The organism is Pseudonocardia halophobica (assembly GCF_050948485.1).
GTDB lineage: Bacteria > Actinomycetota > Actinomycetes > Mycobacteriales > Pseudonocardiaceae > Pseudonocardia > Pseudonocardia halophobica.
In genome coordinates this window covers 444820-466143 of the sequence record NZ_CP192046.1, presented here as the reverse complement: position 1 = coordinate 466143, position 21324 = coordinate 444820, and the positions used below count along the sequence as shown (strand labels likewise).

General features: G+C 70.1%; 21 protein-coding genes and 1 pseudogene. 14 read left to right on the top strand and 8 right to left on the bottom strand.

Going from position 1 to position 21324, the window contains the following annotated elements:
• Positions 1-109: 109 nt before the first annotated feature.
• Positions 110-364, top strand: a complete 255-nt coding sequence (locus tag ACQP04_RS02350; protein WP_433505435.1) for a hypothetical protein — start codon at positions 110-112, stop codon at positions 362-364.
• A 175-nt stretch (positions 365-539) separates the two neighbouring features.
• On the opposite strand, the gene ACQP04_RS02345 is transcribed toward ACQP04_RS02350, so the two are convergent.
• Positions 540-3014 carry a LuxR C-terminal-related transcriptional regulator gene (locus ACQP04_RS02345; protein WP_433505434.1) on the bottom strand — a complete coding sequence of 825 codons (2475 nt, stop codon included), beginning with the start codon at positions 3012-3014 and terminating at the stop codon, positions 540-542.
• 460 nt (positions 3015-3474) lie between these two features.
• Between ACQP04_RS02345 and ACQP04_RS02340 the strand changes: the two genes are divergently transcribed.
• The 5 genes from ACQP04_RS02340 (at position 3475) to ACQP04_RS02320 (ending at position 9215) form a co-directional block, all read left to right on the top strand.
• Positions 3475-5073, top strand: a complete 1599-nt coding sequence (locus tag ACQP04_RS02340) for an MFS transporter (protein WP_433505433.1) — start codon at positions 3475-3477, stop codon at positions 5071-5073.
• A gap of 132 nt (positions 5074-5205) precedes the next feature.
• Entirely contained in the window at positions 5206-5625 is a 420-nt protein-coding gene (locus ACQP04_RS02335; RefSeq protein ID WP_433505432.1) for an STAS/SEC14 domain-containing protein, read from the top strand.
• Between the two features lie 927 nt (positions 5626-6552).
• Positions 6553-6816 (top strand): hypothetical protein, encoded by a 264-nt coding sequence (locus tag ACQP04_RS02330; protein ID WP_433505431.1) that lies wholly within the window; start codon positions 6553-6555, stop codon positions 6814-6816.
• Positions 6817-7376: 560 nt separating this feature from the next.
• The gene (locus ACQP04_RS02325; protein ID WP_433505430.1) at positions 7377-8213 is read left to right on the top strand and encodes a hypothetical protein; all 837 of its coding nucleotides are present in this window, start codon (positions 7377-7379) and stop codon (positions 8211-8213) included.
• Positions 8214-8618: 405 nt separating this feature from the next.
• Complete coding sequence (locus ACQP04_RS02320) at positions 8619-9215, top strand: DUF899 family protein (RefSeq protein WP_433505429.1); 597 nt, start codon at positions 8619-8621, stop codon at positions 9213-9215.
• Here the strand turns inward: ACQP04_RS02320 and ACQP04_RS02315 are convergent.
• Positions 9127-9408 carry a LapA family protein gene (locus tag ACQP04_RS02315; RefSeq protein ID WP_433505428.1) on the bottom strand — a complete coding sequence of 94 codons (282 nt, stop codon included), beginning with the start codon at positions 9406-9408 and terminating at the stop codon, positions 9127-9129. The two genes, ACQP04_RS02320 and ACQP04_RS02315, sit on opposite strands and share 89 nt — an antisense overlap.
• Positions 9409-9699: 291 nt before the next feature.
• Between ACQP04_RS02315 and ACQP04_RS02310 the strand changes: the two genes are divergently transcribed.
• From ACQP04_RS02310 to ACQP04_RS02290, 5 genes and pseudogenes are all read left to right on the top strand, one after another.
• Complete coding sequence (locus ACQP04_RS02310) at positions 9700-10119, top strand: DUF7144 family membrane protein (RefSeq protein ID WP_433505427.1); 420 nt, start codon at positions 9700-9702, stop codon at positions 10117-10119.
• On the top strand, positions 10116-11468 hold the full coding sequence (locus ACQP04_RS02305) for a dipeptidase (RefSeq protein ID WP_433505426.1): 1353 nt from the start codon (positions 10116-10118) through the stop codon (positions 11466-11468). The genes ACQP04_RS02310 and ACQP04_RS02305 overlap by 4 nt, the downstream gene beginning before the upstream one ends.
• Positions 11465-12409 (top strand): DUF1028 domain-containing protein, encoded by a 945-nt coding sequence (locus ACQP04_RS02300; protein ID WP_433505425.1) that lies wholly within the window; start codon positions 11465-11467, stop codon positions 12407-12409. The genes ACQP04_RS02305 and ACQP04_RS02300 overlap by 4 nt, the downstream gene beginning before the upstream one ends.
• Positions 12410-12426: 17 nt before the next feature.
• Positions 12427-13254: a class II glutamine amidotransferase gene (locus ACQP04_RS02295; RefSeq protein WP_433505424.1), complete on the top strand. Its 828-nt coding sequence runs from the start codon at positions 12427-12429 to the stop codon at positions 13252-13254.
• Between the two features lie 273 nt (positions 13255-13527).
• Positions 13528-13833 (top strand): annotated as a pseudogene (locus ACQP04_RS02290) (transposase); the annotation flags it as partial.
• 336 nt (positions 13834-14169) lie between these two features.
• Here the strand turns inward: ACQP04_RS02290 and ACQP04_RS02285 are convergent.
• The gene (locus tag ACQP04_RS02285) at positions 14170-14373 is read right to left on the bottom strand and encodes an RGCVC family protein (protein ID WP_433505423.1); all 204 of its coding nucleotides are present in this window, start codon (positions 14371-14373) and stop codon (positions 14170-14172) included.
• Between the two features lie 476 nt (positions 14374-14849).
• On the opposite strand from ACQP04_RS02285, the gene ACQP04_RS02280 reads away from it, so the two are divergent.
• Positions 14850-14984, top strand: coding sequence for a hypothetical protein (locus tag ACQP04_RS02280; protein ID WP_433505422.1), 135 nt, complete (start codon positions 14850-14852; stop codon positions 14982-14984).
• A 736-nt stretch (positions 14985-15720) separates the two neighbouring features.
• Here the strand turns inward: ACQP04_RS02280 and ACQP04_RS02275 are convergent.
• The 4 genes from ACQP04_RS02275 to ACQP04_RS02260 form a co-directional block, all read right to left on the bottom strand.
• Entirely contained in the window at positions 15721-16668 is a 948-nt protein-coding gene (locus tag ACQP04_RS02275) for a sigma-70 family RNA polymerase sigma factor (RefSeq protein WP_433505421.1), read from the bottom strand.
• Positions 16665-16949, bottom strand: coding sequence for a hypothetical protein (locus tag ACQP04_RS02270; protein ID WP_433505420.1), 285 nt, complete (start codon positions 16947-16949; stop codon positions 16665-16667). The genes ACQP04_RS02275 and ACQP04_RS02270 overlap by 4 nt, the downstream gene beginning before the upstream one ends.
• Positions 16950-16988: 39 nt before the next feature.
• A complete protein-coding gene (locus ACQP04_RS02265) occupies positions 16989-17171 on the bottom strand; it encodes a cold-shock protein (RefSeq protein WP_433505419.1) in 183 nt (60 codons plus the stop codon).
• A gap of 147 nt (positions 17172-17318) precedes the next feature.
• Positions 17319-17621, bottom strand: a complete 303-nt coding sequence (locus tag ACQP04_RS02260; RefSeq protein ID WP_433505418.1) for a cold shock domain-containing protein — start codon at positions 17619-17621, stop codon at positions 17319-17321.
• A 28-nt stretch (positions 17622-17649) separates the two neighbouring features.
• On the opposite strand from ACQP04_RS02260, the gene ACQP04_RS02255 reads away from it, so the two are divergent.
• On the top strand, positions 17650-18315 hold the full coding sequence (locus ACQP04_RS02255) for a TetR/AcrR family transcriptional regulator C-terminal domain-containing protein (RefSeq protein ID WP_433505417.1): 666 nt from the start codon (positions 17650-17652) through the stop codon (positions 18313-18315).
• 382 nt (positions 18316-18697) lie between these two features.
• Here ACQP04_RS02255 and ACQP04_RS02250 read toward each other — a convergent pair whose 3' ends face one another.
• Positions 18698-19360: a response regulator transcription factor gene (locus tag ACQP04_RS02250; RefSeq protein ID WP_433508280.1), complete on the bottom strand. Its 663-nt coding sequence runs from the start codon at positions 19358-19360 to the stop codon at positions 18698-18700.
• A 1251-nt stretch (positions 19361-20611) separates the two neighbouring features.
• Between ACQP04_RS02250 and ACQP04_RS02245 the strand changes: the two genes are divergently transcribed.
• Positions 20612-21169, top strand: coding sequence for a sodium-independent anion transporter (locus tag ACQP04_RS02245; RefSeq protein WP_433505416.1), 558 nt, complete (start codon positions 20612-20614; stop codon positions 21167-21169).
• Positions 21170-21324: the final 155 nt, after the last annotated feature.

Sequence of the window (21324 nt, the reverse complement as noted above, 5' to 3'; positions counted from 1 at the left end):
CTCCGAAGGACGCAGCCGGACCGCCTTCACCCGGTCGGGGCGAGGTGCACGACCGCCCTCGGGCAGACCGTCAGCGCAGCTGGACGAGCACGACCAGGTAGGACGAACGATGACGATCGGTCCGGTGCAGATGCTCGTGCTCGGGTTCGATCATCCGAACTTCCAGGGTCGGATCCGTGCGGAGCTTGATCGGCTCCGCGACGACGACATGGTCCGGGTGATCGACTTCCTTGCGGTGCAGAAGGCGGTGGGAGGAGAGGTTTCTTGGGAGGTATCGATGTTGGGTCGAGACCGCCGGCTGGCCCGCCGCAGCGGACGACGCGCCGGCCACCGGACCGCCCGCCGTCTGGCGCGGCGGCGCTGACCGAGCACGGAACGACAAGGGACACCTCGCGCGCTGCCACGCAGGATCGTCGGCACCTCGCGGGCCGCACTCGGACCCGTCCTGGCGCGACGACCGCACAGGACCATCACCGCACGAAGCGCCGCAGTTCCGGGCGAACGGGGTGGGCCCCGCAGCACCGGGCCTGGCCGGTCGCTCACCTCCGACTCGTGGCCGGGGCAGATCTGAGCTGCGCGGCCGACGCCGTGCGACGGATCAGGCCATGCTCGTAACCGACGACGACGGCGTCGCGACGGTTGCCGACGCCGAGCTTGCCGTAGATCGACCGCACGTGGGTCTTCACCGTGTTGACCGACACCCGCAGGTTGGCGGAGATCTGCTCGAGGGACTCCAGGGAGGTCAACAGCTGCAGGACGTCGTGCTCGCGGTTGCTGAGCACGGCGTCGAGTTCGTCGGGCTCCTCGGCCGCGAGCACGAGGGCCCGACCGGGCAACGTGTCCGCGGCCTCCTGGCTGCCGTACTGCCGGGCCAGCAGCTGCCGCACGGCCGGACCGGCGTGCACGAAGGGCCGCACCAGGTCGTGTGCCTCGGCGAGCCCGACCGCGTCCCGGAGGGCCCGTCCCGCGGCGAAGCGGTCTCCCGACCGGATCGCGATCTCGCTGAGCAGCAGGTGCGCCTCCACCACCGTCGAGGGCATCGCGGCCGGCACCGCACCGTCGAGCAGACGCTGCAGCGTCGGGCGGGCCTGCTCCCTGCGACCGGACGACAGGTCCGACCGCGCCCGCAGGAGCAAGGTCTCACCGGTCGCGCCGCATCGTCCGGCAAGCCAGCTCGACGCGGCACGCGACGCGGTGTGATGACCGAGACGGACGGCGGCGTCGAACTCCGCCGTGGCTGCGAGCGCGACCATGGCCTCGTCGGCGTCGTGATCGCCGAGGACGACCCGCGCGTGCTGGAGGGTGTCGAGTCCGCGGGCGTGGTCGCCGATGTCCGCGACAGCGGCACCGTGCAGTGCGAGGAGGGAGAACCGCAGACGCGGCTCCGCGGCCTCCGCACGCGGCAGCGCGTCGAGGACCAGCCCGTCCGCCTGTACCGGGTCGGCGGCGAGGAACTCGGCGTACGCGAGCAGCACGAGGGCGTCGAGCGCAGCGGGCCCGGCGGTCCATCCTCTGGCCGTCGCGAGCGCGCGAGCGTGCGTCGCGTGCTCACGCATCGCGCCGACGTCACCGTCCGCCGCGGCCGCAGCGGCCGCTGTCGATCGGCTTTGCAGCAACAGGTGGTCCCAGCCCGCGCGACGGGCACGGACGATCACGTCGTCGAGCACACGTCGGACGGGTCGGAGGTCGTCGTCGTGACGGCGATCGCGGATCAGAGCTGCGCAATGGGCCGCCCTGAGAAGCGCCTCCGCCTCGACGTCAAGCGGGATCGTCGAGGCACCGGCCGGTCCGCTTCGCACCGTGACCTGCGGAAGGCTGCCGAGCTGATCCACCGTCGCACCCAGGGCGGCCAGTTCGGCGGGGGGATCCGGTGGCCAACACCGGCGCGCCCGCCGGGCCGCTGCAACACCTGCCGGGCGGTCGCCGGACTGGTGGGCGGCCAGCGCATCCACCACGGACAACAACGGATCAGCCGCGACGGCGGCTGGGTTCGCCGCCTGCAGCGTGCGGCGCAACTGCCGGTGCTGGCCGGCGACCAGCATCGGGAAGGCGACGCGACCAACCGTCTCCACGAGGAGGGCTGCGTCGGCGGCACGTGAAGCATGCTTCACAGCCGTCATCGGATGATCCCGCTCGAGCCACCAACGGGCCGCGACGGCGTGCAGCGCGGCTGTGCGCCTTGCGCCACGCCCCTCCAGATCGGCAACCAGGTAGCTGCGAACCAGCGGCTGCATCCGGTAGGTGTCGAGTCTCCGACCATGCAGACGCACCAATGCGGTCCGAGCGTCGATCTCGCCGAGGACATGGCCGGCGTCCTCTCGGCCGGTCAGCTCGACCGCGAGCCCGACCGGGATCTCGTCACAGATGCTGACCCGTTGCAGGAGGTCGACCGACGCCGGAGGCAGGCCGGTGAGCACCTCGCCGACGAGGTAGTCGGCGACGGCGAGGTACAGCCCGGAGAACCGCGACAGGAAGCCGCTGACGTCGGGCGCCGTTCGGAGTGCGGTGGCGGCGAACCGTAGCCCGGCAGGCCACCCGTCGGTCTGGCGGTACAGACCGTCGAGCTGATCGGGCAGGAGCCGCACATCGGCCCGGTGCAGCAACGTCTCGGCCTGATCACGGTCAAAGCGCAGCTGATCGGTACGGAGCTCCACGAGGTGGCCCTCGAGCCGGAGACGCTGCAGACCGATCGGCGGGTCGGACCTGGCTCCCAAGGCCACGGGGATCGAGCGAGGACGGTGCCGCAGGAGTCGCGTGACGTCGTGCAGGACCTGCGGCCCTCGTAGCTCCTGCAGGTCGTCGAGCACCAGGCGGACCGGGGACTCGAGTTCGGCGAGTGCGACGGCGACATCCGCCCCGAACCCTGGCCGGCCAGACGCGGACAGGTCCCAGCCTCGACCACCGGGGCCCGCCCGGACAGGGCTGGTCGCGGGAACCGTGGGGCAGCGGGCGAACGCTTCGAGCAGAACGCTCCAGAAGAGACGCGGGTCGTCGTCGTCGCTGTCGAGCTGCACCCATGCGGTCTCCGTCGCGGGCGCTCCGGCAGCCGCCCACTCGGCGAGCAGCAGGGTCTTGCCGTAGCCGGCAGGTGCGCACACGAGCCCGACGTCGCAGATCTTGTCGAGCTCGCGCCGCAGCAACGGCCGATGGACGGCGTCGGCCGGAAGCTGCGGGACCGTCGTCTTCGCGACCGGAACGCTCGTCACGCCGCACCTCCAGGGTCGGCCCGACCTGTCGCTCTCCCCGCGTCGAGCGGGGCGGTCGCGCAGGGTGTCAACAGTGCCCCGAGCGGGGACGAGCCCGCGTCCTCCTGCGAGGAGGAGCGCGGCCGCAGCAGCCATCCGCCACGGCATTCACCCCTGCGGGATGACGGAGCGGACGGCGGCCCCTGGTCTGCTCTCCGTGCGGGCGACCGACCAGGTCGGACCGCGACCTGGACGTCGACGCCCGGACGGACGGCCGGGGGAGGCCTCGATGGCCGGAACGGATGCTGCCCGGGTGCCGGAGGAGAAGGCAGGCGGCGTGTCCCTGCTCGCGGTGCTCCTGGCGATGGCCATGTTCGTGCTGGTCGTCGACACGTCGCTGATGAACGTGTCGATCTCCGCCGTCGTCCGCGACCTCGACACGACCGTGAGCGGTGTGCAGTCGGCGATCGCCCTCGAGGCCCTCGTGTCGGCCGCCTTCATCCTCATCGGCGGTCGGATGGGGGAACTGATCGGGCGCAAGCGTGCCTACGTGCTGGGGCTGCTCGGCTACGCCGTCGGTGCACTGGCCATGGCACTCGCCCAGAGCCTCACCGCGATCATCGTCTTCTGGGCCGTGATCGGCGGCCTGGGTGCGTCCCTCCTGCTCCCGGCCATGCAGTCGCTCATCCACGGCAACTTCGACGGCGCGGCCCGGACGAAGGTGTACGCGCTCGTCGGCGCGGCCGCCGCCATCGCGGCCGCGGTAGGGCCGCTGCTCGGCGGGTTCATCACGACCTATCTTTCCTGGCGGGTCGGGTTCCTGGTGGAGGTCGCCGTCATCGCCGTCGTGCTGTCCGGCGTGCGGCTGGTCAAGGACGTGCCCTACACCGGGCCACGCGGCGTCGACCTGGTCGGGGCCCTGCTCTCGGTCGTCGGGATGGGTGGCGTCGTGCTCGGCATCCTCGTGTGGCAGGAAGGTGGCGAGTCGGTCGCCGCGGTCCTCGCCGTCGGCGTGGTGGGGCTCGTGAGCCTCGCCCTGTGGCTGCGCCGCCGGGCCAGGAAGGGCAAGCCGGCTCTCACGGATCCCGCGCTCTTCGCGTCACCGCTGTTCCGGGTCGGCGTGTCCCAGCAGATGCTGCAACAGATCACCCTGGGCGGCACCATGATCGTGCTGCCGATCTTCCTGCAGATGGTCCTCGAGTACGACGCCATGGAGGCCGGTCTGACCCTGGCCCCGCTGTCGCTGAGCATGTTCGGCATCGCCCTGGTCGCCGGACGACGAGCGGGCAGGCGGCGGCCCGCCACCATCGTGTGTGCCGGCTTCACGCTGATGGTCGCCGGCCTGATCGCCCTGATCCTGGTCGTCCCGCGCGCCGGATCGGGCTGGGTGCTGCTGGTACCGCTGCTGATCGCGGGCAGCGGACTCGGTCTGCTCGTGTCCCAGCTCAACAACTACACGCTCTCCCCGATCTCCGAGGAGCGGGTGAGCGAAGCCGCCGGCGTGAACTCGGCGGCCGGGTCGTTCGGGCTCTCCTTCGGTCTGGCCTTCGCCGGTGCCGTGATGCTCGCCGCCCTCGCGACGTCCTTCACCACCGAGACCGAGGCGAGCGCCGTCCTCCCGCCGGCCGACCAACAGCGGATCGCCCAGGTCCTCGAGACCGACGCGGAGGTCATGAGCAACGCCCGACTCGCCGAGCTCCTCGCCACGCAACCGCCCGTCGTCCGCGAGGAGGTCCTCCGCATCAACACCGAGGCCCGTCCTCGCGCGCTGCAGGTCGGGCTGATCGTCCCCCTGCTCGCCGCCCTCGCGGGGCTCGCCCTGTCCGTCCGGATGATCCGGCTGCCTGACCCACGTCCGTCCGGGTCCGGGGAGATGGCGCTCGATTGACCGCCCGGCCCGAGGCCGTTCACCTCGCGGAGGTGATGACGCACCGAACGTCTGGGATCACCTTTGAGCGGCGGGACGCGGCATGGGGGCGCCTCCGACCGGGCGCGGCCGCGGAACCCCGAGGAGGCCGTCGTGCTCAGGCAGATGTCCCACATGCCGGTGGGAACGATCGGGTTCGAGGCGACCGGGAAGGTCGACGACGACGACTTCGAGGACGTCGTGGCGCCCGTCCTGCGCCGAGAGGTCGCACGAGGGGCGACGCTGCGCCTCCTCTACCTGTTCGGTCCCGGGCTCCGCGACTACGAGGGCGACGAGCTAAAGGAGGAGATCGCGTTCGCCGTGCGCCACCCCACCGCCTACGGGCGCGTGGCGGTCGTCAGCGACGAGGATTGGCTGCGCCCCGCACTCCGCCTGCTCTCCCTGCTGGTACCCGGTCACCTGCGAGGCTTCCCAGTCGCCGAACTCGAGGCGGCCAAGCGATGGGTCGCCGCCGACATGCCTGAGAACCCAGTGGTCGAGGACGCGGCCGATCCTCGGCTTCTTCCTGGCTGAGACCGCGGGACGGCGTGTTGCCTGCACGCCAGCAGTGTGAACGCAGGCACAACCCGGGGAAGCCCCGGCTTGTCCTGGGTCGCGAGCCACGGCTTCGCCCCAACGCAGAGGGGCCGGCGAAGAACCACCTCGCTGGCATCCGCGAGGCACCCACGGAAGGCGGGCCGTCGACGGCGACCCGTTCGACCCACTCGGGATGCACGGGCCTGCACGTCATGCGGCCCGATATCGCGGCTCGTCGCAGGTCCCCCAACCTCGGGGAACTCGTGCGCTCCTCAGCTCGCCCCTGTGGCGGGACGCTGCGCGTCGTCCGTTGGTGCTCAGAGACGGCCAGCGAGTTGGCGGTCGTTCGGCAGATAGCGCTCGACCAGCGCCACGCGGGAAGCGTTGACGACCGAGGAGAAGCTCTCCCGCTCCCCGGCCAGGTGCCGATGCAGGGTCCGCGCGCTCCGAACGTGTTCCGGTAGGTTTCGAGCGCCGCTGGCTTTGGGTGCGAGAAGCACACTGACAACGGCGTCCACTCCGTGCCCAGCAGGTCCCGGATGATGCCCAGTGGGCGGACAGGTCGGCCGAGACCTCCAGCAATCGCGCGACATCCGCCGCCGGAATCCACTTCTCCGGGGCGGCGAGGTCCGCGATGTCCAGCCGGACCGGGTCGAGTCCGAGCGACGGTGCGAGCTGCACATACATACGTCGAGCGTGGCAAGGGGACGCAAGGAAGCACGGCATCACCCCCGTGGGCGAGTCCGAACAAGTGCTGATCACGGCGACACCGAGCTGCCGGCGAGCAGCTCGCGCACCCGCAGTTGCACGGCAGGCGGGAACCGGCCGATGCTGGGTATCAGCGGTCCTGCTCCCAGCCCGGTGCGACTTCACGCACCCCACTGGTGCTTACCTGGTGCAGCGGCCGGCGCGGAAGGAGCAGGCGTGTCCGACGACCTGACCTACCAAGTCATTCCCCGAGATCCCGTCAGCACCCTGGTCCTCACCGGTGCCCTGCACCGCACCAGCCTCGCCGAGCTTGTCACCACAGTGCAGAAGCTGCTACTCGACCACGGTCACCTCCTCGTCGATCTCACCGGCCTTCGGGTGCGGTGGCCGCCGGCGATTCGGGCATTCACCACCGCCTTGGCCCGGTCGGCGGATGGCCCTCGGCACGGCTGGTCTTGTTCGCCGCCGATGACTCGCTGACCGCGCTGCTGCGGGCCAGCTGCCCGGCCGAGATCCACATCGGTGCCGACCGTGACCAGGCCGAGGCCCTGCTCGACCACCGCCCCCGCCGGGTTCTGTCGGACGCCGAGCTGACCAACACCGACGACGCCCCCCCGCGTCGCGCGAGCCCTGGCCGCGGCCGCCTGCACCGACTGGGCGATCACCGCCGACCAAGACCAGAGCTGGGTTCAGCTCGTCGTCCAGCTGGTCCCCAGCGAGCTGGTCAGCAACGCGGTCGAGCACGCACCCGGCCCCCACCGCCTCTATCTGACCTTGGACCCCGCCGGGCTGACCATCGGGGTCAGCGACCGCTCCCCCCAGCCGCCGCGCCCCCTCGACAGCGGCGCCCCGGCGCTCAGCCTGCACGGGCTCACCCTCCTCAACGAGTTCAGCCACAGCTGGGGGACCACCCCCCACCTCAACGGCAAGACCGTCTGGGCCCTCCTCCGACTCCCTCCACCCCACGCCAGCTGACCTGGCTTCCGCACATCCGCAGACCCGCGCCCGACAGGACGCACCCCTCGTCGAGCAGCGCCCTTGTGGCCCCTGCATTGCCGGCCATCGTTGGCTACCGTCGGGCCATCACCTCCCGCACGCTGTTGCAGGCCGAGGAGAACGCCATGAATGACGTACCGGGTCCTCGCGATCCGCGCCCGGCTGCGGAGCGTCGCGGCCAGGCAGCGGACGACCGCGACGACCTCGCCGAGCAGCGCGACCAGCGATCCCACGCCCGTGACACTGCTGGCGACATCCGTGACCGCCAGGCTCACGCCCGCGGCACCGAAGCCGACCGGCACCGCGACCAGCTACTCACCCGCCTACGGGCGTTGCGCGGCCACCTCGCACAACATCACGTCGCCCAGGACCGAACCAGCACACCCCTCTACAACACGGACCCCGACCCACAACACCCTCAGGCCCCGCCGGCGCTGGTCCTCACAGCCGACCAGGCACGCGCCACCAAAGACCTCCTCGACGACACGATCACCCTGCTGGAGGACAACCGCACCCAGGGCGCGCACGCCGCCGGCGACCGCCGCGACTCGGCGCTCGATCGGGTTGCCGCGGCCGGCGATCGACGCGACTCCGCCCACGACCGCGACGACTCCTCCGCCGATCGCGAACAAGCCGCAGTCGATCGCGAGCAAGTCGACTTCCGGATCGACCTCCGTGCCCTCCACCGCCAGCTCGAAGCCGCCCACGAGCTCACCCAAACTTTGGCCGAGCACGTCAACCAGGCCATGCGCACCAGCCAGGACCGTATCGCCGAGAGCAAGCAGCTCCTGGAGCGCCTGAACCGCCCCCCACCACACGCCCACCCCTGCGACGGCGAGCCGGCCCGAGGGGAGCATGAGAACGCGAGTTCGCATAATTGAGCCCTTCCCACTTGTCCTCAGCCCGTATGAATGAAGGACTCGCCACGCTCTATAGCCGGGTGCGTGCATGGCGATCCTCAACGTGACTGTCGTCGTCGTGATCATCCGGGCCGCGCTGGTGCTGCGGTTCGTCCCGCTGTCGGTTCAGGACACGACGTGGGCGGACGCAATGCGGGGGACTCTGTTCAAGCCTGCTGCTGCTCGTTCCCGCCCTGATTGTGGTCCGCGAGACGCAGCGGGCTTCGACCCGGGCACCGCCGTCCAGTTAATCGCCGGAGCAGGACCCCGAGCTCGACGGGGTGGCGGAGGAGTTCGGGGCCCGGCTCGGGCTGCGGCGTCGGCCGGACATCTTGTTGGCGAACGGCAACGGCATCGCGGTGGGTGCGTGCGACTGCGACAGCCGAGGTGCCAGCAGACGGCCTGGGCAAGCGCTGGCACGACGGCGAGGAGTGGCAGTGCGGCGGCTGCACCGGCTTCACCTCGCAGTTCACCCGCCTCGAGGGCCTGGCGAAGTTCGACGCCCGCTTCGTGGTCGTCACCCAGGGCCCGATCGACGAGGCACTCGCCTACCGGCGCCGGGTCGGCAACACCATGGAGTGGTACTCGACGGCGAACAGCTCGTTCAGCTCCGACGTCGGGGCCCCGCCCGGCGGCGGGTTCGCGGTCAACGTGTTCCTGCGCGACGGCGACACGGTCTACCGGACCTGGCACACCAACGGTCGCGGCACCGAGCAGCTGAGCTACCTGTTCGGCCTGGTCGACCTGCTGCCGTACGGCCGGCAGGAGGTGTGGCAGGACTCGCCGGAGGGGTGGCCGCAAGGTCCGACCTACCGCCGCTGGGCGGGATCGGAGGAGATCGCCCGTGGCTTGGCGCGACGCTGGCTGAGGCAGTTCACGTCCGAGCGGCCGTGCCTCAGCGGTCTGCACGGCGCGCCACTCTGCGCCGATGGCGGCGCAGTACGCCCAGGCCGAACCACACCAGAGCTCCCAGCAGCGCGGTGACCAGGGTGAACAACCACAACGGCCAGGACCAGCTCCAGAAGAGGAAGCGCAGGGAGACCGGCGCCGTGTTCTGGATCATGAAAACAAGGAGTAGCCCTGCGCCCACGAGGGTCGCGATCACCCCGCCGCTGAGCCGTCCACTCCGGTGCCCGTCCGCGGCCGTCGTGTCGCCAGGGCTCGTCTGCTCGACCATCACTCTCTCCACTCCGCGTAGCAGCGCGTGTCCTGGCGGCAGGGTCGGGGTCCAGCGCACGTGGACGTTAGGGCCATAGGTCTCCTGTGCCGCAGGGCGAGGACGACCTGTGACGCCACCTGCGGCCGAGCCGGTGATCACCCTCGCGAGGTGAGGTGGCCCACCCGCGGTGCGACCACCATGGGCCGAGGTGGTGGAGGCACGTCATGAGCGATCCAGCGAACCGACGCGACACCTTGCCCTGGAGCCGCAGCCGCTAGGCTCACCGGCGGCTCCCGGAGGAGGACCGACATGACCGGTGGCATCGCCGCGGGCGAGCCGGGCGCGCCTCGACGGACCAGATGGATCGTGATGGTGCGGCTGGTGGCCGCGTTGCTGTTCCTGCTCGGCTGCTGGAACGTGTGGGACGGGATCGCCGCGCTGGGCCGCGGGGGGTTCGTCCTCGCCGACGCCGACCTGGTCCTGCTCCTGGAGGCCACCGCATGGGGGTGGGTTCTGCTGGCGGTCGGGGTTGTCGAGCTCGCTGCCGCTCCCGCCCTCCTGCGTGGAACAGTATGGGCACGCGTCGTCGCTATCCTCGTCGCCGGGTTCAACGGTGTCGTGCAGCTGGCGTTCCTGGCCGCCTACCCGGTCGGGGCGGGCGCCATCCTGCTGCTCTGCGTTGGCATCGTCTGGACGGTGGTGCGCCACGGCGGGACCGTGACGAGATGACACTGCGGGCCCGTGTCTCCGATCTGATGCCACGGACGCTCACGGAGCTGGCCGATATCGTGGCGATCCCCTCGGTCGCCGATCCGCGCCAGTTCCCGCCGCAGGAGTGCACTCGGGCGGCCAACTGGGTGGCCGATGCGTTCCGGGGCGTGGGCTTCGACGACGTGCGACTCGCGGACACACCGGACGGCAGCGCCGCGGTCGTCGGCTCGCGGCCGTGCGGTGTCCCAGGTGCACCGACCGTTCTGTTGTACGCGCACTACGACGTACAGCCCCCGCTGGACGAAGGATCGTGGCACACCCCGCCGTTCCGGCTCACGAACGTCGACGGCCGCTTGTACGGGAGGGGAGCAGCCGACTGCAAGGGGAACATCCTCATGCACCTCACCGCGGTGCGAGCCCTCGGCGACGATGTTCCCGTCGACCTGAAGCTGGTCGTCGAGGGCTCCGAGGAGCAGGGCACCGGTGGGCTCGAGGCGTTCGTCCCCGAGCATTCTGACCTGCTGAGCGCTCACGCGATCATCGTGGCCGACACTGGGAACGCGGCGGTCGGCTCGCCCGCGGTCACGGTGAGCCTGAGGGGTGTGGTCGACCTCGTCGTGACCGTGGACGCGCTGGACTCGGAGCTGCACTCCGGTGTGTTCGGCGGGGCGGTCCCCGACGCCCTCACCGCCCTCGTCACCATGCTGGCGACCCTGCACGACCAGCACGGGAACACGACCGTGCGGGGCCTGCCCAACACCCAGGTCTGGCCGGGGGCGCCCTACCCGGAGACGCAGTTCCGGGTCGACGGCGGCCTGCGCCGACGAACGCCGGTACTCGGCGACGGCACCATCGCCGACATGCTCTGGGCCCGCCCCTCGCTCTCCCTGCTCGGGATCGACTGCCCGCCGGTCGTCGGCTCCGCCGCCGCGCTCGTGCCGCGGGCCAGGGCCCGCCTGAGCCTGCGTGTCCCACCCGGCGTGGCGCCCGAGGAGGCCGGCCAGGCCATCGTCTGCCACCTACTCGAGGTGGCCCCGTGGCAGGTCAAGGTCACGGTGGAGATCGAGGCGACCGGCCGCCCGTTCCGCGCGGCTACGAACGGGCCGGCCCACCGTGCCATGGTCGAGGCCATGAAGACCGTCTACGGCGCGCCCGTCTCGCAGCTGGGCCAGGGCGGCTCGATCCCGCTCTGCACCGTCCTGGCGAGGACCTACCCCGAGGCCGAGATCCTTCTCATCGGGGTCGAGGAGCCATCCTGCCGGATCCACGCTCCCAACGAGAGCGTCGCCCCCGAGGAGATCGCCGATATGGCGCTCGCGGAGGCGTCGTTCCTGCTGGGCTACCCGGCTGTGGCGCAACGACGATGACCTACTCGATCCTCGGCCTCGACCCAGCCAACGGCGATCTGGGCGTCGCTGTCCAGTCGAAGTTCCCCGGCGTCGGGGGCCTCGTCCCCTACGGTGAGGCAGACGTCGGTGTGGTGGCGACCCAGGCGTTCGGGAATCCCCGGCACGGCACGGTGGGATTGACCTTGCTCAGATGCGGGGCCTCTCCCGCTCAGGCCCTCGACGTCCTGCTCGGCGGTGACCCCGAAGAACGCAGGAGACAGTTCGCGCTGATCGACCGGCACGGCAGCGTCGCCTGCCACACCGGCGCCGAGCTGCACTCCTGGGACGGCTGGGCAGGCAGCGCCAGCGGCCGCCACTGCGTCGCCCTCGGCAACGGGCTCGCCGGCCACGACGTCGTCGACCGGATGGTCGCCACCTTCGACGCCTCTCGCGACTGCTTGGCCAAAAGTCTCATCGCAGCCCTCGAGTCGGGCGAGCGGGCGGGCGGCGACATCCGCGGGCAACAGTCCGCCGCGCTGCTGGTCGTCAGGCGCGACGGCGGCTACGGAGCACTGGACGACCGGCACGTCGTGATCTCGATCTACGACCACGCCCGGCCGATCGACGAGTTGGTCAGGTGCTACGCGCTGCACAGGCTCTCGTACTTCCCGAGCGACACGGACAAGCTCGTCCCGATCGGTCCCGAGCTCGCGGTCGAGCTGAAGACGCTGATGGCGGCACGGGGCTTCTACACCGGCGTACTCGACGACAGCTGGGAACCCGCCGTTCGGCGACGGTTCGAGCTCTTCCTTGGGAGCGAGAACTACGACAACCGCATCAACGGCGGTGAGCTGCTCGACCTCGAGGTCCTCGCCGACCTGCACTTGCGGTACGGCCCACTGGAATCGCCCTCCTCGGGGGACACCGCGGCCGCTCCCGGGCGGTTCGGTGGTCCCCGTCATTCCGCTGAAAGGACGTGACCACGATGTGTCGATGGATGGCGTATCTCGGCGACCCCATCCTCGCCGACGACCTGCTGTTCCGGCCGGAGCACTCGATCATCGACCAGAGCCTGCACGCCCGGCTCGGCGGAGGGATCACGACCAACGGCGACGGTTTCGGCATCGGGTGGTACTCCCCCGATGACACCTCGCCCGCGGTGTTCAAGAGTACCCACCCTGCCTGGAACGACGAGAACCTGCGCGAGGTCGCTCCCCGGATCCGCACGCCGCTTCTGTTCGCGCATGTTCGTGCGTCGAGCGGGACCCCGGTCCAGCGCAGCAACTGCCACCCCTTCCGATTCGGCCGGTGGTTGTGGATGCACAACGGCTCGCTCGCCGAGTTCCCGCGGGTCAGGCACGCCCTCCAGATGGCGGTGGACCCGTCGCTGTACCCGCTGATCGAGGGCAACACGGACACCGAGACGCTCTTCTTCTTAGCGCTCACTTTCGGTCTGATGGACGACCCGCCCGCGGCGGTCGCCCGCGCGGTCGGGTTCATCGAGCAGATCGGGTCGCGCCACGACATCGAATGCCCGGTGCACATGACCGCAGCGGCAACTGACGGCGAGTCGATCTGGGCCTTCCGCTACTCCAGCGAGAAGGCGACGAGCTCGCTCTACTTCTCCAACGACGTCGTGCAGGTCCGCCGCCTGTACCCGGACCTCCAGTCCCTCGAGCGGCTGGGCACCGCCACCCGGTTCATCGTCTCGGAACCACTGCGCGACTTACCCGGCGCGTGGACCGAAGTCCCCAAGGCTTCCTGGGCACTGATCCGACGCGGTGAGCAGGAGGTCCACCTGTTCCAACCGACCGTCCCCGCGTAGACCGCCGCGGCTCGTCGGACGCTGCCGGGCGTCGAACCCGTCGCTCAGCCTGCTGCCGTCGCCGGTGGCGGCCTGCTCCAGACTCTGCTGCAGGCGGAACCGCTCGTTCGGGCTGCCGAGGCGGTCCCGCACTGCTCCACTGGCGGATACCCGAGTCACGCTGTCAGGCCCGCCGCAGGCTGCGCGCCCTGTGGGCGGGGCGGTGAGCTGATGCGGTCACGCGGAGCGCGATGACTCCCTAGATCGCGTGTCCTGTAAGGGATCTGAGCTGGCCTGATTGATCATGTCCGGGTGGTCGGTCGCGGCGAGCTGACAGATAAGGCGTGGGCTCGGATCGAGCCGCTGCTACCCGCGGTGGCCGGAAACGGCCGCCGCTGGCGCGACCACCGCCAGGTGATCAACGCGATCCTGGGGAAGCTGCGCACCGGAGCGCCGTGGCGAGATCTGCCCGAACGCTACGGGCCCTGGAAGACCGCCCATGAGCGGCTGCGCCGATGGACCGCCGATGGAACCTGGGACCGGATCCTCGACCAGGCCGTGACCAAGTACGACTCCGTAGGCGCGGTCGAGTGGACCATCACAAGCTAGACTAGGCTGACCTGGTCGGCGCCCCGAGCACCAGTGAGGACCGGTGATGCCGGGCAGTGCGAGGAACGATCGGTGGCACATCTATGAGCATCGGCCCGCGCAGCGTGATCGCGGCGGCGACGCTCACCCCCTGGAGGCGCGCCCGTTCCCGAGGAACGCCCGGTCATGCGGTAACCAACCCGCGCATATCAGCCTGACCGCGCGTCGACCGCGACAGCCTCTCCACCACCGGTCCTCACCGGCCACAAAGCTCCATGGCAGCCACGATGCCTCCGCATGGCCCAATTGCCCCTGCCCACATGACAAGAGCTACCCATATCGGCTGTCTCAGCTGCCCCTGGCCGGGTCGCAGATGCAGCCGCGCTCGTGGGACATGGCGAGCGTTGCGGTGCAGAAGCGCACGTCGATGGGCGAGTGCTCGGACCACAGGTGCACGCAGGCCAGGCAGCGGGGGCCCTCGTCCAGCTCGGCCCACTCGTCCTCGACAGTCCTGCCCGGCGCGCCGCGGGCGGCGCCGTTGAGCCCGTTCATCGCACCCACTCCCGGAGGTGCTCGAGCGCGCCCAGAACGGGGGCCGCGAGGGAGAGCCCGGCTTGCTCGGTGAGGGCCGAACCCTCCCGGATCTCTCCGCACACGAGTGCGAGCCCCCGTTGGTGGCCCGTGGTGGTGACAAGCGGGACCGATGTCATGCCGATGTTCCGTCCCCGGGCGGCGATCCGCCCGGCCTGGCCGTTCACCGGGGACGACAGCGGGCCGAACGCCCGCGTACAGGAATGCTCCCGGTATAGCCCACCGTACGCGGTCGGGGCGTCGCCGCAGGGGCTGCTCACGGGACGCCGGAACGTAGCCGCGGCACGCGGACGTCGCCACCGAGGCCGGGGCCGGTGCCGCTTGCGTGGGCAGAGCGGCAGGAGGACAGTCACGGAGGAAGCCTGTGGCTCCATGGCCCGCGTCCCACTGGCGCAACACCCGAACGCGGCGCCTCCCGCCGACCAAGGAGATCCGCCATGTCCGACAAGTCCCCGCGCCAGTCCAGTAGCAAGAAGTCCGCCAAGACCATCAAACAGAAGCGTGCCGAGAAGAAGTCGGCCGCGGCCGCGGCCCTCAACAGGGCCGTCATTCCCACGCGGAAGGACAAGTAGCACCGGCGAGCGCATACTTCCCTGCCACACCGCGCCGCGGCTCGCCGCTCGGTCCGAACCGAGTAGGGCCCGAGCGGTCGTCAGGTGGTCAGGCGGCCGACCACCGCTGTGAAGAGCTCCGAGGCACGCGCCGGCGGAGGGGCGGCCACCAGAGTGGGCCGGCCCCGGCGACGGCCGCGGCACCGCCGTAGGGGTCCGACGACCGAGCGGCGACCGGAGCGCCCAGGGCGAGGAGCGATGTATACAAGTGCCGCCCATATCCCGGCCTCGGCCTGGGCGTGTTGGTCGAACTGGTTGCGCAAGGCGGTCCTGCCGACGATAAGGCGCGGTTAACGCCGACTGAAGAAGAACCCGGCCAGCGGCCGCCTCACGCGGTCACCACCAGTACACCTGCGCTCGCCCCGGAGAACGCTCGCACTCTCCCCGCGCATCCTCCTACCCCGCCTCGACGCTGGTACGCATCGCGACGAGGTTGTCGAAACGGAACATCACGGCGGCCGCCCAACATCGGTTCGGCCGCCGCCGTCAGCAGCTTGGGCGCTTTGAATGCGCGATCCCCCGTCGCCTCATGGGTCCAGCTGCTCCCGGCATGCCGCCGGCGGGAGGCCGCACACGAGCTGCGCGTCCTCGCGACCAACCGTTGGCAACGCGGAAGCCGCGGCGCGGTCGAGGTGCGCGGACAGCGCCGCCGAAGCTGAGGACCCTGTGAGCTGTCGCCGAAGGTCGAGGTGGGAGTTCAGCACAGGTAGGCGTGAAGGGTGCGAATTCGGTTGAGTTTGCGCAGGCTGGACATCGTCTTGTCCTCGATCTGTCGGATGCGTTCCCGGCTCACACCGTAGCTTCGGCTGATCTCGTCGAATGTCTGCGGCGGCTCGCCGGTGAAGCCGAAGCGGCGGCGGAGGATGTCGGCCTCTCGTGCCGGCAGCGTGGCCAGTACCGCCCGGACTTCGGTCCGCAGCGCCGCGGCTTGAGCGGCGTCGGCAGCGCGGTCACCTTCGAGGTCCTCGGTGAGGTCGGCGAGCCGGAGATCGCCCGTCTGGCCCACGGGAATGTCCAGGGACAGCGTCCGGCGTGTGCAGCGCCGGATTTCCACGACCTGCGCGGGCTGCATCCTCAGCTCGGCGGCCAGCTCGGCTGCGGTCGGTGGGTGGCCTAGACGCACGAGCAGCTCGCTGCTGGTCCGGTCGAGCCGGGCCACCAGCTCCAGCACGTGCGCCGGGATCCGGATCGTCCGGGCTTGCTCGGCTGTGGCTCGGCCGATGGCGTAGCGGATGCACCACGTGGCGTAGGTGGAGAACCGATATCCCTTGGTGTAGTCGAATTTCTCCACCGCGCCGATGAGGCCGATGTTGCCTTCCTGCACCAGGTCCAGCAGGGCCATACCGCGGCCGAGGTAGCGGCCGGCGATCGACACGACGAGCCGCAGGTTCGCCTCGACCAGGTGGGTTCTTGCTGCATGGCCGTCCTCGGTGAGGGCGCGCAGATCATGCGCGGCCGCGGTGGTGTGATCGGGTCCGTCGACTCCGCCGCGAAGTCGTTCCTCCGCCAACAGGCCCACCTCGATGCGCTTGGCCAGATCGCACTCATCGGCCGCCGTCAGCAGGGCGCTCTCACCGATATGCCCCAGATACGCGGACAGCGCATCAGCGGCGTCTCGATCGTCGAACCGTCCCTGGGTAGTCATGTGCCGGGATCGGCTTCGGACGAGTTCTGGTCATACACAGCGTCGAACGCGACGGCGGTCAGCGACCGGGCCAGGTCGAGCACCACCGCGAGCGCCTGGTACTTCTCCCCCACGCCGGGGCGCTCGCCGGCGCGTTCCACGTCTTGCCAGAGCGCCTCGATGTAGTCGAGGAGGTCTTGGCGAGCGACGAGCTGGGTCTCGCGACTGCGCTGGTCTGTCCTGCCGAGCCGCGCACGGTCCAGGGAGGCAAATGACTCGACGAGCTCCTCGGGAAGCTGCATGTCCTCAGCTCCCGCCGCTCGTCGCCCGCTGAGAGCGATTCACACCGTACGGACGTGGTTCGCCACCCGGCCCGGCGCGCACGGGGCGAGGTCGAACTCGACGGGGCGACCCGCCACCTCGCTGAGGGCAGATGTGTCGATGTCGGAGACGTGGACGGACAGCTCGTCTCCGCTGCCCTGACGGATAAAGCCGTAATCCCGGTCCTGGTTGAGCCACTTCACTGATCCTTCGAGGAAGGGAGAACTCCTGTCGATCACGTGCGGAGATCGCCGAGGGCTTGCCTGCCGCTGCGACGACGCTGCGACCGCCTCCTTCCCCGATCCGGCACTGGCGTGACCCTCATGCGGGGGACGAGTGCAACCGAAGGGTCAGGGGACGAAGACGTCGACGATGCGGGGGCCGCACGGGTGGTCGAGCAACGTGAAGGCGACCCGGGTGGCCGCCGTCAGGCTTTGTCGTCCGCCCCCGTCGATCTGAGTCGAGCGCACCGACACCTCGGCCCCGGACACATCGACGGTGATGGCACCCACCCCACGCTGGGCGTCGAACCACGCGACCGTTCCGCAGTGCATGCCTGGCTCCTGTTCATCGCGCGCCGCTACGGTGTAGACACTACGCTGTAGACGTTCGACGGACAACGGGAAGGAAACGAACGCGATGCCGACCTCCACGAAAGCGCCGGTCCGGCACCACCGCCCGGTGCTGACCCGACGTACGGTGCTGGACACCGCACTACGTCTGATCGACGCCGAGGGCGTGGAGGCCCTGTCGATGCGCCGGATGGGAAAGGCCCTGGGCTGCGACCCGATGCGCCTCTACCGGGTCGCAGCGGGCAAGGACGACCTGCTCGACGGCGTCGTCGAACTCGTCCTGAGTGAGCTGCGAGTGCCCGCACCGGTCGACCACGACTGGGAAGGCGTGCTGCGACGGACCGCGCACTCCTTCCGGACGATCGCTCTCGCCCATCCCGGCATCGTTCCGCTGCTGGTGACCCGCCCGCTGGCGACGCCCCTGGCGATGCGCCCGCTCGGGACCTTGCGCCCGCTGGAGGCGCTGCTCGAGCTGTTGGTCGGCGTCGGTTTCGATGAGCGCGGCGCGCTGCACGCCTACCGGCTCTACATCGGCTTCCTGCACGGGCACGTGCTCAACGAGCTGCAAGAGCGTGTCCTCGACCCGGACGAACCCGACGACCTCCTCCGGCTCGGGCTACACCGACTCCCGGTCAAGGAGTTCCCACGACTCCGCGCCCTCGCCACCGAGCTCGCCTCCTACGACGGCCGCCGCGAGCTCGAAGAAGGACTCGACGTCATACTCGCCGGCCTTCGCCGCCAACTCGACCGCACCAGCCCCGGAGAAGGGCTTTGACCCAGCTACTCATCCCCAGCCCACGGCCCGCGCCAGGATGCTCGCGACCGTCCCCCCGCCGCGGTTGCCGAGCCCCACGCGCAGCCTCCTGAGCGGCACAGCGAACGACCCGCCGGCAGGGGCCCGGGCCCGCATGTTGAGGCACCTGTGGCCGGGCGGACCGGCACCCAGGTGTCCCCGGGGCGTTCACAGGTCGCGAGTCCATCTGGCGCGGGGTGAGCCCGCCGCTGGACAGCGATCTCGATCTGGGTCACCGCTTGCCGGCGCGCGGATCACCACGCCCCTGCTGCCTCGTTCATCCGCTGGCGCGCTCCTGGTCGGCGGCACACGATACGGCCGAGCGCGACGCCGCCCGAAGTGATCGCCGGTTTCGCGATCGACCTCAGAGTGGGGCGCCCCTCGGGCGCTGGCAACCGTGTTCGATCGCGTAGACCGCGGCCTGGGTTCGACGCGTGAGACCGAGTTTGTGCAGCATCGCCGAGACGTAGTTCTTCACGGTCTTCTCCGAAAGGTAGAGCCGCGCGCCGATCTCCCGGTTGGTCAGCCCACTGGCGACGAGCGTCAAGACCCGGCGTTCCTGCGCCGACAAGGCTGCATAACCCAGGTCCTCGTCGGGGTGTCCGTGCCGCAGCCGGTCGAGCACCAGCCTGGTCGCGTTCGGGTCGAGCAGCGAGCCCCTGGCGGCGACGGTGCGCACCGCGGCGACCACCTCATTGGCGGGCACTTGCTTGAGTAGATAGCCGGCCGCGCCGGCCATGATCGCCCCGAACAACACCTCGTCGTCGGAGTACGAGGTGAACATCAGACACACCGGCGGCGGATCTGTCGTCGCACGCACCTGCTGGCACACCATGACCCCGTCGCCGTCGCGCAAGCGCACATCCAGGACCGCGGCGTCGGGCCGGACCACCGGGATACGGGCACAGGCTTCGGCGGCGGTGCGCGCCTCGCCCACCACCTGGATGTCGTCGGTGGCCTCGAGCAGTGCCGTAACGCCGCGGCGCACGATCTCGTGATCATCGAGCACGAACACCGAGATCGGCACGAGCCGCCCTCCGTCTTTCAGCATCAACGGGATGTTGGGAGAGGATGAGGTGCAGTGTCGGATCGTCGCTGGCCTCGACACCGGCCACGTGGTGAAAGAGCTTGCGCGACCGCCTCGCGCAACGCAGCTGCCGCACGGTCTGCCCCAGCTCCTCGATCCGCGCCCGGAGCTCGACCTGTCCGGATGGTTCTGCCACCCGCTGCCGAGCAGCGACCATCGCGCGACTTCCCTTCGACGGGCCTGTGAAACGCACAGGCCGCCGAAGCGCCCCCGGCTCACCACCGGAAGGTGCGCGCCCGCCCTTCCCCCGGCGCGGCGCGAGATGGCCGGTCAGTTCCCGTAGGGGTGGTCGGCGTAGTGCTGCGCAGGAGGGGTCTGGGTGGTTTGCCGATGAGGCGAGATGGTGACGGCGGCCGTTCCCCGTGCAGCGCATCCGACATCTCCGTTTGCTCTCCCTCCTGGCCGTTCCTAAAGTGCAGGAACAGGCGACGCAGCGATATTGCAAATACTTGGACGCCGTCTAGCCTACTCGACCGAGTTTCACAAGATACGGGACCGACGGTGGACGCGCGGTGAGTCAATGCCGGGACAACGTAGTGGTCGGGCGCTAATTCGTAGAGGGTGCAGTGGCGAACCAACCCCATTCTTGGCCACTGCACCCCGGCTACACGTGCCGTGCCCAAGCACGCGCATGCTCTCCGTGATCCCACTCGTCGCCGAGTCGACCCCGGCCTCGACCAGGTTCGACCAGCCAGGTCGGCCCCTTCCCGTCGTTCCCCCCACCAGGGGCTGCGACGACGCGCCCTACGAGGACAGTCGATGATGTAGATCACAACGTAGCCGACGCCGACTGTCGGCCACAACTTCAACAACTTGTCGGCGCCCGCTTACTTTTCGGCAGCGACAGCGATGATCGTCAGCCGGGCATGGATCAAGAAGTTCGTCGTTAAGCAAGGCTCCACTAAGCCGAGAGGGGCGGTCTTGCGCAGCCTCGCCGAGGACTCATAATGTCGAGCCCTCGGTTGTCATTTCTCCCAGCTCCGGCGAGAGAAGCTCTACGGTTAGTCACCGATTTGATCGAGGAATGTTGAATATGGGCAGATGTTGTGCGCTTACCGCAGTGGGCGTGCCCCCGTCGCCGTGGTCCCCGGCCTCGGGCCGGTCGGGGCTCGCTCCGAGCGGCCCAGCCGGGGGCGCCGAACTCGCCGACCAGGCGGCACTTTGGCCGCCCGATCCGGCAGGGCGGCAACGGTGAGTCTCACGCTCGAGCAGCCCGCAGCCAGCGCGCCTGACCTGGCCAGCGGGCCCGGTTGCGCGAGGACGCCGGCCTCGGTTTCATCGATCCTGGCTGCACGAGCCCAGCAGGCGCTGGACGTGCGGCTCTATGCGCCGTACCCGGACGTGGTCATCATTAGGGTGGCCGGGCCGCTGTGGCAATCGACCGCCTCCTTGCTGATGCTTCGGCTTGAGCAGCAGATTCACCGCGCCCCGCACGTCATCGTCGATCTGTCCTTGGTCGACGAGCTGGACGCGGACGCGGCGAGCGAACTACGAGCAACGGTTGCCAAGGCCCAGCGCAGCGGCACCCAGGTGCACCTGGCCGGCGTCGGGTCCGAAGCGATCGCCGAACCGTTGCGGCAGGTGGACCCGGGCTGGCGGCTGGTTGCCGGTCCCGCCGACGCCGTCCTGGCCACCCTCAACCTCGACGCCGCCGGCCACCACCGCACCGTCCCCCACACCGTGCCCACCACCGTGCCCACCCGCGACCTGGCGCCCCTTGCCTCCACACCCGCAGGGAACGCATTGTGAGCACTTTCCCGCCGTATCGCCGCCACGGCACTTCCCCGGACGGCTGCTTCGCGACTCGGTGCGGGCCGATCCGCCCACAGCCAAGATCCTCGAGCCCTTGGCAGACGATCGGCGACGTCCTGGACCAACCGACCACCACCCCTAACGTCCTGGAC